Genomic DNA, 13,941 nt, shown 5'->3' on the forward strand with positions numbered 1-13,941 from the left:
CGCGCGTTCCGACGACACACCCGGTGTCATTGCTCCGCTCACACCGGTGGCTCGGGCGAGCCGACGCACGCCCGCGTTCACACCACCGCAACACCCGTTCCCACCATGCGGACAATCTCCCGCTTGACCTGGACAAACGCGGCTTTCGCTGTCACTCTCCCGCCATGCATCTCGCCCCTCGCACGCTGCGCCGCGCCGTAGCGGCCGTCACGCTCACCCTGCTCGCCACCGCCACCGCCGTGGGCTGCGCTCCGCAGCCCGAGGAGAAGGCGTCCGGCTCGGCCTCCGGTTCGGCCGCCGCGACCTGTGCCAAGGGCAAGCTGGCGACCAAGTCGTCCGGCAAGCTGACGATCGCCACCGACGAGCCGGCGTACGAGCCCTGGTTCAAGGACGACAAGCCCGCCAACGGCAAGGGCTTCGAGTCGGCGGTCGCCTACGCCGTGGCGAAGCAGCTCGGCTACGACAAGAGCGCCGTCGTCTGGCAGAGCGTGCCGTTCAACAAGGCGTTCGCGCCGGGCGTGAAGACCTTCGACTTCGACATCAACCAGGTGTCCATCAGCGACGAGCGCAAGAAGGCCGTGGACTTCTCGTCCGGCTACTACGACGTGCGCCAGGCCGTCATCGCCCTGAAGGGCACCAAGGCGGCGAAGGCGACCAGCATCGCCGACCTCAAGAAGCTGAAGCTGGGCGCCCAGGTCGGCACCACGAGCCTCGACTACATCCAGGACGTCGTGAAGCCGCAGCAGCAGCCCGCCGTCTACGGCAAGAACGACCAGGCGAAGTCGGCCCTGAAGAACGGTCAGGTCGACGCCATCGTCACCGACCTGCCCACCGCCTTCTACATCACCGCCGCCGAGGTGACGGACGCCAAGATCGTCGGGCAGTTCGAGAACCAGGGCGGCACGCCGGAGCAGTTCGGCCTGGTGCTCGACAAGGGCAGCGCGCTCACCTCGTGCGTCACGAACGCCGTGGACACCCTGCGCAAGAACGGCACGCTGGCCTCGATCGAGCAGCAGTGGCTGTCCGACGCCGTCGACGCCCCGGTGCTCAAGTGACCGTCGCACAGACCGACTCCGGACGGGAGGGCGCCGACGGCGAGGGCGGCATGGCCGGCGCGGACGACGCCTACACCCCGTCGCAGCGGCGGATCGAGCGCGAGCGCCACAAGCGCGCACGCGCCCGGCGCGCGACCGCGATCGCCGCGCTCTCCACCCTCGTCACCGCCGCCGTGCTGTACCTGGTCGTCGTCGACGCGCCCGGCTGGCCCCGCACCAAGGAGACGTTCTTCAGCGCGCAGTACGCGCGCGAGGCGTTCCCGAAGGTCCTCGACGGGCTGTGGCTGAACATCCGGCTGCTGTTCGTCTGCGGGGCCGCCGTCCTGGTGCTCGGGATGCTGATCGCGATCGCGCGCACGCTGCGCGGCCCGGTGTTCTTCCCGCTCCGGGTGCTGGCGGCGGCGTACACGGACTTCTTCCGCGGGCTGCCCCTGATCATCAACCTGATGATCGTCGTCCTCGGCGTGCCCGCGCTGCGCCTCCAGGGCGTGACCGTGGACCCGGTGCTGCTGGGCGGCACGGCGCTGACGCTGACGTACGCGGCGTACGTCGCCGAGGTGTTCCGCGCCGGCATCGAGTCCGTGCACCCCTCGCAGCGCGCCGCGGCCCGCTCGCTCGGGCTGACCAACCGGCAGGCGCTGCGGTACGTGGTGCTGCCGCAGGCGGTGCGCCGCCAGGTGCCGCCGCTCCTCAACGACCTCGTGTCGCTCCAGAAGGACACCGGTCTCGTCTCGATCGGCGGCGCCATCGACGCCGTACGCGCGGCGGACATCATCGTCGGCCGCAGTCTCAACTACACGCCCTACATCGTCGCGGGCCTGCTCTTCGTGGCGCTGACCATCCCGATGACGCGCTTCACGGACTGGGTGACGGCGCGGATGGACCGGCAGCGGGCCCAGGGAGGGATCCTGTGAGCGAGATCCTGCAGAAGTCCGGCGCCCCGGAGCCCGGCACCCCCCGGGAGAGCGCGGGCGACACCTCGGTGCTGCGGATGGAGTCGGTCCGCAAGACCTTCGGCGGCTCGGTCGTCCTGCGCGACGTGGACCTGGAGGTCGCCCCGCACACGGTGACCGCGCTGATCGGCGCGTCGGGCTCCGGCAAGTCCACGCTGCTGCGCTGCGCGAACCTGCTGGAGGAGATAGACGACGGCGCGATCTGGCTGGACGGCGAGGAGATCACCGACCCGCGCACCGACCAGGACGCCGTGCGCCGCCGGATCGGTGTGGTCTTCCAGGCGTACAACCTCTTCCCGCACATGACCGTGCTGGAGAACATCACGCTCGCGCCGCGGCGGGTGCACGGAGTGCCCCGCGCGGAGGCCGAGGAGCACGCCAGAGGCCTGCTGGAGCGGCTCGGGCTGGGCGCCAGGGCGGCCGAGTATCCCGACCGGCTGAGCGGCGGTCAGCAGCAGCGCGTGGCGATCGCCCGCGCCGTGGCCGTACGTCCCCGGCTGCTGCTCCTCGACGAGATCACCGCGGCGCTGGACCCCGAACTCGTGGGTGAGGTGCTGAACGTGGTGCGTGACCTGAAGAACGACGGCATGACGATGGTGCTCGCCACGCACGAGATGGGCTTCGCGCGGGACGTCGCCGACCAGGTGTGCTTCCTGGACGGCGGGGTGGTGCTGGAACGCGGCACCGCCGACGAGGTCTTCGGCGACCCGCAGCAGGAGCGCACGCGGCGCTTCCTGCGGCGGATCGTGGACGCGGGGCGCCTTTGAGGGGTGGTGGCGCGCCCGTCGGTCAGGCGTCGGCCCGGCCGGCTCCCGACAGGGCCGCCACCCGCTCCACGGCGAACGCGTAGCCCTGGACGCCGCATCCCGCGATGACGCCGTCGGCGCGCAGCGAGACGTAGGAGTGGTGCCGGAACGCCTCGCGCTGATGGATGTTGGAGATGTGGACCTCCAGCACGGGCAGCCCGTCACAGGTGTTGAGCGCGTCCAGGATCGCGACCGAGGTGTGCGAGTAGGCGCCGGGGTTGATGACGATCCCGCAGTGGCCGAGCCGTGCCTCGTGGATCCAGTCGACCAGTTCGCCCTCGTGGTTGGACTGCCGGAAGTCGGTCGAACCGCCGTGCGCGGCCGCCGTCTTCGCGCACAGCGCCTCCACGTCCGCGAGCGTGTCCTTGCCGTAGATCTCCGGCTGGCGCTGGCCCAGCAGGTTCAGGTTGGGTCCGTTGAGGATCATGATCGGGGCGTTGGCCAGGGTGCGGGGCACGGTTCCTCCGGTCCGTTCGACACAGCGGCCCGTCCGCGACCGCTCCTCGTACCCGGTTTATCACGGTGCGCCGACGCCCCCGACGGCCCTACCCTCCCGGTGTGACGATCTCGTACCCGCCGAAGCCCTCCCCCGGCGACCGCATCGCGGTCATCTCGCCCTCCTCGGGCCTGCCGGCCCTCTTCCCGCGCCCGTACGAGCTCGGACTCGAGCGGCTGCGGAAGGAGTTCGGGCTCGAACCGGTCGAGTACCCGTCCACCCGCAGGATGGGGGCCACGCCCCGGGAACGCGCCGACGACATCCACGCGGCCTTCGCCGATCCGCAGGTGCGGGCGATCGTCGCGTCCATCGGCGGCGAGGACCAGATCACGGTGCTGCCGCTGCTGGACCGGGAGTTGATCCGGGCCAACCCGAAGCCGTTCTTCGGGATGAGCGACAACACCAACCTGCTGGCCTTCCTGTACAACACCGGCATCGTCGGCTACCACGGCGCCTGCGTGATGGTGGAGCTGGGGCGCCCCGGTGCCCTGCACCCGCAGACCGCGGACTCCCTGCGGGCCGCGCTGTTCACCTCCGGGCCCTACGACCTCGCGCCCGCCGAGCGCTGGAACGACGTCAACCGCGACTGGGCCGACCCCGCCACCTTCGAGGCCGAGCCCGGGACCCGGCCCGGCACCGGCTGGAGCTGGGTGGGCGCCGACCGCGTGGTCGAGGGCCGTGGCTGGGGCGGGAACCTGGAGATCCTCGGTTGGCTGCTGATGGCGGACCGCGAGATCGCGCGGGACCTGTCCGTGTACGACGGCGGCGTGCTCTTCCTGGAGACGTCGGAGGAGCTGCCGAGCGCCACGGAGGTCTTCCGGACCCTGCGGAACATGGGCGAGCGCGGCCTGCTGCAACGCTTCTCGGCGCTGCTGATGGGCCGCCCCAAGACCTGGTCCTTCGAACGGCCGAACAGCCCCGAGGACGGCGCGCGCTACGCCGCCGAGCAGCGCGAGGCCGTCGAACGCGCCCTGCGCCTCTACGCCCCCGGCATGACGGCCGTCTTCGACGTGGACCTCGGCCACACGGACCCGCAGCTCGTCATCCCCTACGGCGGCACGATCCGCGTGGACGGCCCGGCGCGGCGGATCACCGTCACGTACTGACCCGCCCCCCGCCGTTCAGGGGTTGATGGCCAGCTCCAGGTAGGCGGCGAAGATCACCACGTGGACGCCGCCCTGGAGCAGGGTGGCCCGGCCGGGCACCACGGTCAGGGAGCTGACCACCACGGTCAGGGCGAGCAGCAGCATGTGGGACGGGTAGAGGCCGAGGACCAGCGGTCCGGACAGCCAGATGGAGGCGAGCGCGACGGCGGGCACGGTCAGGCCGATGCTGGCCATCGCCGAGCCCAGCGCCAGGTTGAGGCTGGTCTGCACCCGGTCGCGGCGGGCGGCGCGCAGCGCGGCGATCGTCTCCGGCAGCAGGACGAGCAGCGCGATGATCACACCGACGACGGCCTGGTGCAGCCCGGCGGCCTCCACCCCCGACTCGATGGTGGGCGAGACGCCCTTGGCGAGCCCGACCACGCCGATGAGGGCGAGGCCGAGCAGGCCGAGGCTGATCCAGGTGGTGCGCGCCGACGGTGCCTGCGCGTGGTCCTCCATGGTGATCGCTTCGCCCTGCCGGGTGACCGGCAGGAAGTAGTCCCGGTGCCGCACGGTCTGGGTCGCCACGAACAGTCCGTAGAGGATCAGCGACGACACCGCCGCGAACGTCAGCTGCACACCGGAGAACTCCGGTCCGGGCGCGCTCGTGGTGAAGGTCGGCAGCACCAGACTGAGCGTGGCCAGGGTCGCCACGGTGGCGAGGGCGGCTCCGGTGCCCTCCGGGTTGAACACCGCCGTGCCGTGGCGGAGCGAGGCGACGATGAGGCAGAGCCCGACGATGCCGTTGCAGGCGATCATCACGGCCGCGAAGACCGTGTCCCTGGCGAGGGTGGAACTCTTGCCGCCGCCGTCCACCATGAGCGTGACGATCAGTGCGACCTCGATGATCGTCACCGCAACGGCGAGGACCAGCGAGCCGAAGGGTTCCCCCACTCGGTGGGCGACGACCTCGGCGTGGTGCACCGCGGCCAGGACCGCACCGGCGAGGACGAGGGAGACCAGCGCGACGACCGCGCCGGGCAGATCCCGGCCCCAGGTGAAGGCCAGCAGCACGACCGCCAGTACCGGCACGAGATGCGTCCACCGGTGTGTGAGCGATCTGAGCTGAGCGATCATGCTGGGATCGTCGCAGAGGCTCCCGGACGCCGCACCCCGGCGCCCGCGGGCCCCGCGGGGTGTCGCCGGGTGCCTCGCTCACGCACCGACGCGGTCCTTCGCGGCGCCCTCGCCGCCCTGTGCCGCCCGCTCCGCCTGCTCGGCCGCCTCCTGCTTCCGGGAGGCCCGGAGGCTGGTGAGGGTGGTGACGATCAGAACGGCGCAGATCACGCCCAGGGAGACCGGTATGGAGATCTCGGGGGCATGCACCCCGGCCTCGTGCAGCGCGTGGAGCACCAGCTTCACGCCGATGAAGCCGAGGATGATCGACAGGCCGTAGGAGAGGTGCACCAGCTTCTTCAGCAGTCCGCCGATGAGGAAGTAGAGCTGCCGCAGTCCCATCAGGGCGAAGGCGTTGGCCGTGAAGACGATGTACGGGTCCTGCGTCAGACCGAAGATCGCGGGGATCGAGTCGAGGGCGAACAGGACGTCCGTGGTGCCGATCGCGAGCATCACGACCAGCATCGGCGTCATCACGCGCTTGCCGTTCTGACGGATCCACAGCTTGGTGCCGTGGTAGCGGTCGGCGACCCCGAAGCGGCGCTCGGCCGCCTTGAGCAGCTTGTTCTCCTCGAACTCCTCGTCGGCCTCGTCGGCCCGTGCCTCCTGGACCAGCTTCCAGGCGGTCCAGATGAGGAAGGCGCCGAAGAGGAAGAAGACCCAGGAGAAGCTGGCGAGGATGGCGGCGCCGGCCGCGATGAAGGCGGCCCGCAGCACCAGGGCTATCAGGACGCCGACCAGCAGCACCCGCTGCTGGTACTGCGAGGGCACCGCGAACTTCGCCATGATCAGGACGAAGACGAAGAGGTTGTCGACGCTGAGCGACTTCTCGGTGATGAAACCGGCGAAGAACTCTCCGGCCGGCTGTCCGCCGCCGAAGAGGAGCAGGCCGAGCCCGAAGAGCCCGGCGAGAGCGATCCAGACGACCGTCCAGATGCCCGCTTCCTTGATCGAGACGTCATGCGGTTTGCGACCGATGAAGAAGTCGACCGCGATGAGGGCGGCAAGCCCCACGATGGTCAGGACCCACAGGGTCAGGGAAACATCCACAGCGCCTCCGGCACATAGCGGCAAACACAGCGTCGTCGCTGCCGGAGGTCACTGGCTCGCCTCCGTGGGAAAAAGCGTAGCCAATCACCAAGGAAAGGTAAAGGGATTGGTAAAGGAAAATCCAAGAGTGCAGGTCAGGCGGCTTTTACTTACTCTTGGTGAGGGTGTCGGTGCCGATCGCGGTCAGCGGTTCCATTCGCGGCGGGCGCGCGCCACCTCGGCCAGCACGCGCTCCAGCACCTGACTCCCGGCGGGGACGAGCGCCGGCTCGAAGGTCCAGGCGTGACCGATCCAGGGGTCGGCGAGGTGGTCGTCCGGGACCGGGGTCAGTCGCAGCAGCGAACGCCACAGCGGATCCAGCAGAGGACCGTAGGCGGACGCGTCCTCGCGATCCGCGACCATCAGCAGGTGGACGCCGACCGCGGGTCCCTCGTCCGCGATGTACCGCAGCTGGGTCACGGCCCGGTCGTCGAAGCCGTGCGGGAAGTCGTTGACGACCAGCAGCTGCTGAGCCGTGTCCAGGCCCGGCGGCAGCGCGTCGGCGGCGCCGCCACGCAGCGCCATCTGTACCAGGTCGACCCGCTCGGTCAGCCGGGACAGCACCTCGGCGACGCCCGCCGCGCCCGCCGCCGGCCCGGACGCGAGCACACCGGCCCCCGCCAGCGGCGCCAGCGCGCGGGCCCCCGCGCCGGCCGGGTCGATCACATGGACACCGAAGTCGCCCGGCGGATACACGGCCAGCAGCCGGCTCGCGAGCGCCACGGCCGCCACCATCGCGAGATGACGGCTCTCCGTCGAGTCGGCGTACTCGTCGTCGAGCGAGGGCACGGGCCCGCTGTCGATCCACAGCCCACGTTCGAGCGGCAGCCGCACCAGCATCGGGATGCGCAGCGGCTCGCTCTCGGGAAGGTGCAGGTCCCCGAGGCGGACCGCCATGGGCATCTCCATCGGCGCCCGGTAGCCGTGCCAGACGGGGTTGTCCCAGCGGGCATAGGCGGGCGGCAGAGCGGGCTCGACGACGTCGGACTCGGCGGTGAGCTGCGCGAGGTCGCGGTCGTAGGCCGCCCGCGCCTGGTCCACGAGCAGGGCGTGCTTGTCCTGCGCGGCCTCGCGCACGGCGTCGCCCTGGCCGCCGATCCGGTTGCGCGGGTCGGACAGGGCCTGGTCGAGCTCCTTCTCCATCCGGGAGTCCGCGAAGTCGACGGCGCTGCGGTACGCCGCGGTGGAGCGGGCCAGATCCTCGAACATGCCCCAGACCTGGTTGTACAGCCGCTCGTCCATGGACCAGCCGGTGGCGTCGCCCGCGACGGGCGGCGCCGGCTGTCCGGGGGCGGCGGGCGGCGCCGTGGGCGCGGGCGGCGGCGGAGCAGAGGTCGCCCGACCCGGGTGGCGGTAGTCGATCGGGCCGCCCGTGGGCGTCCCGGCGGGCGACTGCGTGCCGGAGGTGCCCTGCGGTTCGCCCGGGGGATACGGCGGTGCGGGCACCGGACCGACGGTGCCCTGACCGGCGGGGCCGGTCGCGCCCTGGGCTCCTGGACCGGTGATGCCCTGGGTGGCCGAGCCGCCGGCACCCTGGCCGGCCGGGTCGGCGCCCGGCAGGGATGCGGTGGCGGGGCGGGCGCGGTCGGCGTCGGCCGGGCGTGGCGGCGGGGCCGGTACGGCGCGGGCGAGGCCCTGGGCGACCGCGTCCTGGATGCCGTCCGCGAGTTGCTGGGCCTGCGGCAGGCCCTGGTCGGTGAGGAGGGCGGCCAGGCCGCCGGCGTAGCCCTGGCCGACGGCGCGCACCTTCCAGGCGTCCTGCCTGCGGTACAGCTCGATCGCCACGACGGCCGACTCGGCGTCCAGGCCGGTGATGGTGTATCCGGCGATGCCGGTGCCGTCGAGGCCGGTGACCGCGACGAAGGGCGCGGCCACGGCGCCGAACCGGGTCGGGCCGCCCGCCCGGGTGGGCAGGGCGAGCAGGACGTTGACCCGGTGGACGGTCTCCGGCATGGCGGCGAGGTCCACGGCGAGCCGGTGCTCGGCGGCCGCCTGCCGGGGCACTTCCAGCCCCGGCAGGACGGGGGCGCCGGGGTGGGCGACCCCGTCGGTCCCCTGCGCCTTGCCGTTGTGGTCGCTGAGCGTGGCCGCGGCCACGACGGGCCGGCCGGCCGAGATCCGGATCTCCAGGCGGACCTGGGAGAGCGGATGGTTCTGCCCCCGCACCAGCTCGGCCGTCATCGCCCCTCGTCCCCCTGTGTCGCCATGTCGCCGTATCGCCGTGTCGGCTTGTCGGTGTGCCTCTGCCGAGCGCCGCCGCCCGAGCGGCACCCGCCGGGTCGCGCCCGTCAGGTCACCGCTGCGGTCCCTGCCGTCCCCGCGGGGTCACAGCAGGGGCAGGATGGTGGGCATCAGGTCCTGGAAGGTGCGGCCGTTGGCCGGGGCGCCGAGGGCGGTCATCGTCCAACCGCCGCCGACGCGGTGCACCTTGGCCATGATCTGGGCGGTGAAGTTGCCGCCGCCGTCCAGCGTGTAGCGGGCCAGCTCCTGGCCGTTGGTCTCGTCCACCAGACGGCAGAAGGCGTTCTGCACCTCCTGGAAAGTCTGCCCCGTGAAGGAGTTCACGGTGAAGACGATCTGGTCCACGTGGACCGGGACGCGCGCCAGGTCGACCAGGACGGCCTCGTCGTCCCCGCCCTGCCCCGCGCCGCCGACCAGGTTGTCGCCGGTGTGGCGCACCGAGCCGTCGTCGCTGACCAGGTGGCGGAAGAACACGACGTCGACCGACTGCTTGTCGGCGAACAGCACGGCGGAGGCGTCGAGGTCGATCTCCCGCGTGCGCGAGCCGAACAGCCCGCGCCGGGGCGCCGCCTTCCAGCCGAGACCCATACGGACCGCTGTCAGGCTGCCCCCGTCGTTCTTCTGCAGACTGATGGCCTGACCCTTGGCCAAGTTGACGGTCACGGCTGCTTCCCCTCTCGTACGTCCCCTGTTACCGCGGTGTCCGCGGTTGATCTGAACCCTACGCAGGGTCACCGACACTGCCGAGCCCCGGATCGCGGTTTGTGTCGGTGTTGCAACACACCACGCGCCGGGGCCCGCTGCGGACGGGCCGTCAGGCCAGACCCGCCTCCTTCATCTGGCGCAGTTCCTTCTTCATCTCGGAGACCTCGTCGCGCAGCCGGGCAGCAACCTCGAACTGGAGGTCCGCGGCGGCGGCCCGCATCCGGGCGGTCATCTCCTCGATCTGCTCGGCGAGTTCGGCCGCGGGGCGGTCCGTGGGCACCGTGTCCTTGGCCGCGCCCTTCGCCCCGCCCTTGGCCGCCTTGCCGGTCCCGCCGCCCTTGACGGCGTGCTGGCCGAGGGAGGGCACCGGGGACTTGGCGTTCTTGCCGTCCTTGAGCTTGCGGTAGCCGGAGCCCAGCAGTTGCTCGGTGTCGACGTCCTCGCGCGCGATCTGCGCCACGATGTCGTTGATCTTCTTGCGCAGGGGCTGCGGGTCGATGCCGTTGGCCTTGTTGTACGCGACCTGCTTCTCCCGACGGCGGTTGGTCTCCTCGATGGCCCGTTCCATCGCCGGGGTGATCTTGTCGGCGTACATGTGGACCTCGCCGGAGACGTTGCGCGCCGCGCGGCCGATGGTCTGGATCAGGGAGGTGCCGGAGCGCAGGAAGCCCTCCTTGTCGGCGTCGAGAATCGCCACCAGGGACACCTCGGGCAGGTCGAGGCCCTCGCGCAGGAGGTTGATGCCGACGAGGACGTCGAACTCTCCGGAGCGCAGTTCGCGCAGCAGCTCGATGCGGCGCAGGGTGTCGACGTCGCTGTGCAGATAGCGGACCTGGATGCCGAGTTCCAGGAAGTAGTCGGTGAGGTCCTCGGCCATCTTCTTGGTGAGCGTGGTGACGAGGACGCGCTCGTCCTTGTCGGTGCGCTTGCGGATCTCGTGCACCAGGTCGTCGATCTGGCCCTCGGTGGGCTTGACGACGACCTCGGGGTCGATCAGGCCGGTGGGGCGGATGATCTGCTCGACGACGCCGTCCGACCGGGACAGCTCGTAGGTGCCGGGCGTCGCCGACAGGTACACGGCCTGCCCGATCCGCTCCTGGAACTCCTCCCACTTCAGGGGGCGGTTGTCGAGCGCGGAGGGCAGCCGGAAGCCGTGGTCGACGAGGGTGCGCTTGCGGGAGGCGTCGCCCTCGTACATGGCGCCGATCTGCGGGACGGTGACATGCGACTCGTCGATGACGAGCAGGAAGTCGTCCGGGAAGTAGTCGATGAGCGTGTTCGGCGGGGAGCCCGGGGAGCGGCCGTCGAAGTGCATCGAGTAGTTCTCGACGCCGGAGCAGCTGCCGATCTGCCGGAGCATCTCCAGGTCGTACGTGGTGCGCATGCGCAGGCGCTGGGCCTCCAGGAGCTTGCCCTGCTTCTCCAGCTGGGCGAGGCGCTCCCCGAGTTCCTTCTCGATGTCGTTGACGGCCCGCTCCATGCGCTCGGGGCCGGCGACGTAGTGGGAGGCCGGGAAGACGTACAGCTGGCGGTCGTCGCTGATGATCTCGCCGGTGAGGGGGTGGAGGGTGGAGAGCGCCTCGATCTCGTCGCCGAACATCTCGATGCGGACGGCGAGCTCCTCGTAGACCGGGAAGATCTCGATGGTGTCGCCGCGCACACGGAAGGTGCCGCGGGTGAAGGCCAGGTCGTTACGCGTGTACTGGATGTCCACGAAGCGGCGCAGCAGCTCGTCGCGGTCCATCTCGTCGCCGACGCGGAGCGGGACCATGCGGTCGACGTACTCCTGCGGGGTGCCGAGGCCGTAGATGCAGGAGACCGAGGCGACCACCACGACGTCGCGGCGGGTGAGCAGCGAGTTCGTCGCGGAGTGGCGCAGCCGCTCGACCTCCTCGTTGATCGAGGAGTCCTTCTCGATGTAGGTGTCCGACTGCGGGACGTACGCCTCGGGCTGGTAGTAGTCGTAGTACGAGACGAAGTACTCCACCGCGTTGTTCGGCAGGAGCTCGCGGAACTCGTTCGCCAGCTGGGCGGCCAGGGTCTTGTTCGGGGCCATCACCAGGGTGGGGCGCTGGAGCTTCTCGATCATCCAGGCCGTGGTGGCCGACTTGCCGGTGCCGGTCGCGCCCAGCAGGACGACGTCCTTCTCACCCGCCTCGACGCGCCGGGCGAGGTCGGCGATGGCCGTCGGCTGGTCGCCGCTGGGCCGGTAGGGGCTGACGACCTCGAAGGGCGCCATCGAGCGTTCGATCTGGGAAACGGGCCGCATGCAATCCACCGTACGACCCGCCACTGACAACGGGGCCGGATCAGCGGTTCTGCGGGGTGCGGGGGCGGTGCGGGGCCGGGGTGGCGCGGCCCGGCCGCTGCCGGGAGCGGCGGACGGAGTGCGGGGCGGTGGCCGCGGGGACGCCGGGCCTGTGGTCGGCGGGCGTGCGGTCGGAGCGGCCCATGACCATCATCGGGTCGAAGACGACGACCGCGGCGGCGAGGCAGAGGAAGGCGCACGGGCCGATCAGCATGGGGGCGAGCAGGGAGGCCGGCGAGTCGCCCGCGGTGGTCTCGGCGGTGCCGTGGACATGGACCTGGAGGGCGGCCATGCCGACGTAGTGCATGCCGCTGACGGCGACGCCCATGACGAGGCTCGCGCCCACGCTCCACAGGGACCCCCGCACCTGTCCCGCCGCCCACAGGGCCGCGGTGGCGGCGATCATGGCGATCACCACGGAGGCGGTGACGGTGAAGGTGTTGTACTCCAGGTGCCCGTTGAGGCGGATGCCGGCCATGCCGAGGTAGTGCATGGTGGCGATGCCCAGGCCGGTGATGGTGCCGCCGGTGAACAGTGCCGCTCCGGTGGCGCCCTTGTAGCCGACGATGAAGATGCCGATGCCGACCATGACGATGGCGACGCCGAGGCTGGCGAACGTCGTCGGCTTGTCGTAGTGCAGCGGTGTCTCCTGGACCGAGAACCCGATCATCGCGATGAAGTGCATGGTCCAGATGCCGGAGCCGATCGCGGCCGAGCCGAGGGCCAGCCAGCCGGGGCGCCAGGACAGCGGGGCGAGCAGCGCTCTCGTGGTGCAGCGCAGACCGAGGGCGCCGCCCAGGCAGGCCATGACATAGGCCACCAGGGGCGTGACGAGTCCGTAGCTGAATCCGTCGACCGTGCCCTGCATGCGCAGTTATCCTTCGCCCTCTTGCGTCCCGGAATGTACGACAAATGCCCCCGTCCCAGGACCGCCCGCGCGGTCAGGGTTGACGCAGAGAGTATGACTCCCACCGGAATGGTCGAACGATTATCCGGCAAAGAAACACGAGGTTGACCCACTTGTGCGGCACTCGTGAACGGACTTGGACGACACCCGTCGCTTCCCGTCCGCCTCCCGCTCATGCGGCGATGACTCTCTGCTGTCAGGCTCGATCTGTACGTGATCGCCGACGCGAGGGAGTACACATGCACGCGTGCGCCGTTGCCGCCACGACCACCGCGCTGCTCGGCGCCACCACACTGCTGGCGCCCGCCTCCGCGCGGGCCGGCGAGAGCGTCGAGCAACCCTGGGTGATCGCCCACCGGGGCGCGTCCGCGTACGCCCCCGAGAACACGCTGGCCTCGATCGACAAGGCCGCCCGGCTGGGCTTCTCCTGGGTCGAGAACGACGTCCAGCGCACCAAGGACGGCACGCTCGTCGTCCTGCACGACGACAGTCTCGCGCGGACGACGAACGTCGAGACCGTCTTCCCCGGCCGCTCGCCGTGGAAGGTGAAGGACTTCACAGCCGCCGAGGTCGCCCGGCTGGACGCGGGGAGCTGGTACGGCCCCGCCTTCACCGGTACGCGCGTGCCGACGCTCGACCAGTACATGCGCCGGGTGGAGCACAACCACCAGAAGCTGCTGCTGGAGATCAAGAACCCCGAGCTGTACCCGGGGATCGAACGGCAGACGCTCAAGCTGCTCGCCAACGATGGCTGGCTGGACCGGCAACACCTGGACGACCGGCTCATCGTGCAGAGCTTCAGCGCCGACAGCGTGCGCATCGTGCACGACCTGAAGCCGGGCGTCCGCACCGCGTTCCTGGGGAAGCCGTCCGTCGCCGCGCTCGGCCGGTACGCGGACTTCGTGGACCTGATCAATCCCCGGCAGAACTCGCTCACGGCGGGGTACGTCTCCGCGGTGCACGCCTTCACCGGACCGCACGGCAGACCGCTGGAGGTCGCCGCGTGGACCGTGGACGACGCGGCCACCGCCCGTACGGCGGCCCGGCACGGCGTCGACGGGGTGATCAGCAACCGGCCGGACGTGGTCCGGGCGGCGCTGGGCGCCCCCTGAACCGCCCG

At 70.9% G+C, this 13,941-nt stretch carries 12 protein-coding genes; 5 read left to right on the forward strand and 7 right to left on the reverse strand.

The window, feature by feature from the left end; translation table 11 throughout:
* Positions 1-164: 164 nt before the first annotated feature.
* The 3 genes from WN71_RS04355 to WN71_RS04365 all read left to right on the forward strand — a co-directional run bounded on the left by WN71_RS04355 (position 165) and on the right by WN71_RS04365 (position 2,775).
* Positions 165-1,055: an ABC transporter substrate-binding protein gene (locus WN71_RS04355; RefSeq protein ID WP_046584690.1), complete on the forward strand. Its 891-nt coding sequence runs from the start codon at positions 165-167 to the stop codon at positions 1,053-1,055.
* Between the two features lie 50 nt (positions 1,056-1,105).
* The gene (locus WN71_RS04360; RefSeq protein WP_420856450.1) at positions 1,106-1,969 is read left to right on the forward strand and encodes an amino acid ABC transporter permease; all 864 of its coding nucleotides are present in this window, start codon (positions 1,106-1,108) and stop codon (positions 1,967-1,969) included.
* Between the two features lie 77 nt (positions 1,970-2,046).
* The gene (locus WN71_RS04365) at positions 2,047-2,775 is read left to right on the forward strand and encodes an amino acid ABC transporter ATP-binding protein (RefSeq protein WP_046584713.1); all 729 of its coding nucleotides are present in this window, start codon (positions 2,047-2,049) and stop codon (positions 2,773-2,775) included.
* A 22-nt stretch (positions 2,776-2,797) separates the two neighbouring features.
* Here the strand turns inward: WN71_RS04365 and aroQ are convergent, their stop codons facing one another.
* Positions 2,798-3,271, reverse strand: a complete 474-nt coding sequence (gene aroQ, locus WN71_RS04370; RefSeq protein WP_046584688.1) for a type II 3-dehydroquinate dehydratase — start codon at positions 3,269-3,271, stop codon at positions 2,798-2,800.
* A 101-nt stretch (positions 3,272-3,372) separates the two neighbouring features.
* Between aroQ and WN71_RS04375 the strand changes: the two genes are divergently transcribed.
* Positions 3,373-4,416, forward strand: a complete 1,044-nt coding sequence (locus tag WN71_RS04375) for a S66 family peptidase (protein WP_046584687.1) — start codon at positions 3,373-3,375, stop codon at positions 4,414-4,416.
* A 15-nt stretch (positions 4,417-4,431) separates the two neighbouring features.
* Here the strand turns inward: WN71_RS04375 and WN71_RS04380 are convergent, their stop codons facing one another.
* The 6 genes from WN71_RS04380 to WN71_RS04405 all read right to left on the reverse strand — a co-directional run bounded on the left by WN71_RS04380 (position 4,432) and on the right by WN71_RS04405 (position 12,782).
* On the reverse strand, positions 4,432-5,532 hold the full coding sequence (locus tag WN71_RS04380) for a calcium:cation antiporter (RefSeq protein WP_046584686.1): 1,101 nt from the start codon (positions 5,530-5,532) through the stop codon (positions 4,432-4,434).
* 78 nt (positions 5,533-5,610) lie between these two features.
* Complete coding sequence (locus tag WN71_RS04385; protein ID WP_046584685.1) at positions 5,611-6,621, reverse strand: TerC/Alx family metal homeostasis membrane protein; 1,011 nt, start codon at positions 6,619-6,621, stop codon at positions 5,611-5,613.
* Between the two features lie 183 nt (positions 6,622-6,804).
* Positions 6,805-8,841, reverse strand: coding sequence for a TerD family protein (locus WN71_RS04390; protein WP_046584684.1), 2,037 nt, complete (start codon positions 8,839-8,841; stop codon positions 6,805-6,807).
* Positions 8,842-8,985: 144 nt separating this feature from the next.
* Positions 8,986-9,564, reverse strand: a complete 579-nt coding sequence (locus tag WN71_RS04395; protein WP_046584683.1) for a TerD family protein — start codon at positions 9,562-9,564, stop codon at positions 8,986-8,988.
* Positions 9,565-9,715: 151 nt separating this feature from the next.
* Positions 9,716-11,875 carry an excinuclease ABC subunit UvrB gene (gene uvrB / locus WN71_RS04400; protein WP_046584682.1) on the reverse strand — a complete coding sequence of 720 codons (2,160 nt, stop codon included), beginning with the start codon at positions 11,873-11,875 and terminating at the stop codon, positions 9,716-9,718.
* Positions 11,876-11,915: 40 nt separating this feature from the next.
* Positions 11,916-12,782: an MHYT domain-containing protein gene (locus tag WN71_RS04405; protein WP_046584681.1), complete on the reverse strand. Its 867-nt coding sequence runs from the start codon at positions 12,780-12,782 to the stop codon at positions 11,916-11,918.
* 278 nt (positions 12,783-13,060) lie between these two features.
* On the opposite strand from WN71_RS04405, the gene WN71_RS04410 reads away from it, so the two are divergent.
* Complete coding sequence (locus WN71_RS04410; protein ID WP_046584680.1) at positions 13,061-13,933, forward strand: glycerophosphodiester phosphodiesterase; 873 nt, start codon at positions 13,061-13,063, stop codon at positions 13,931-13,933.
* Positions 13,934-13,941 lie beyond the last annotated feature (8 nt).

This window comes from Streptomyces mangrovisoli (genome assembly GCF_000974985.2).
In the GTDB taxonomy this organism is placed as follows: Bacteria; Actinomycetota; Actinomycetes; order Streptomycetales; family Streptomycetaceae; genus Streptomyces; species Streptomyces mangrovisoli.

Bases quoted from the DNA above. Each gene is read 5' to 3' on its own strand.
- WN71_RS04355 (WP_046584690.1), top strand. From the start codon at position 165: ATGCATCTCGCCCCTCGCACGCTGCGCCGCGCCGTAGCGGCCGTCACG.
- WN71_RS04360 (WP_420856450.1), top strand. From the start codon at position 1,106: ATGGCCGGCGCGGACGACGCCTACACCCCGTCGCAGCGGCGGATCGAG.
- WN71_RS04390 (WP_046584684.1), bottom strand. From the start codon at position 8,841: ATGACGGCCGAGCTGGTGCGGGGGCAGAACCATCCGCTCTCCCAGGTC.
- uvrB (WP_046584682.1), bottom strand. From the start codon at position 11,875: ATGCGGCCCGTTTCCCAGATCGAACGCTCGATGGCGCCCTTCGAGGTC.
- WN71_RS04410 (WP_046584680.1), top strand. From the start codon at position 13,061: ATGCACGCGTGCGCCGTTGCCGCCACGACCACCGCGCTGCTCGGCGCC.
- WN71_RS04380 (WP_046584686.1), bottom strand. From the start codon at position 5,532: ATGATCGCTCAGCTCAGATCGCTCACACACCGGTGGACGCATCTCGTG.
- WN71_RS04405 (WP_046584681.1), bottom strand. From the start codon at position 12,782: ATGCAGGGCACGGTCGACGGATTCAGCTACGGACTCGTCACGCCCCTG.
- WN71_RS04365 (WP_046584713.1), top strand. From the start codon at position 2,047: ATGGAGTCGGTCCGCAAGACCTTCGGCGGCTCGGTCGTCCTGCGCGAC.